The 247-nt window shown below is 68.0% G+C and carries 1 protein-coding gene; it reads left to right on the top strand.

The window, feature by feature from the left end; translation table 11 throughout:
• On the top strand, nt 1-247 hold a 247-nt coding region (locus SB772_RS44235; protein WP_410839053.1), incomplete at both ends, for a phosphotransferase.

The following is a 247-nucleotide window of genomic DNA, read 5'->3' as shown; positions in this document are numbered from 1 at the left end:
CGCCGCGCCTGAGGGCAACTCGGCGCTATGCCGGCAGTTGGGTGCCAACCTCGCGCGCCTGCATCAGTTGCGTCCGCCGCAACCGGGGCTGGCGTTTCTGCCCGCTGCAGCGCCTGACGCGGTGCAGGCCAGCGTCGATCAGTACCGTAGCTTTCTGGATGCCTTGCCAGGTAGCCATCCGACACTGGAGTGGGGCTTGCGCTGGTGCGAGCTGAACAAGCCTGCGCCCTTGCCCGCGTGCCTGATC

Origin of the sequence: Paraburkholderia sp. SIMBA_030 (assembly GCF_046535245.1) — a bacterium.
Taxonomy (GTDB): Bacteria; Pseudomonadota; Gammaproteobacteria; order Burkholderiales; family Burkholderiaceae; genus Paraburkholderia.
The sequence above is the reverse complement of the archived record's forward strand: the minus strand, read 5'-3'. Positions and strand labels throughout refer to the sequence as shown.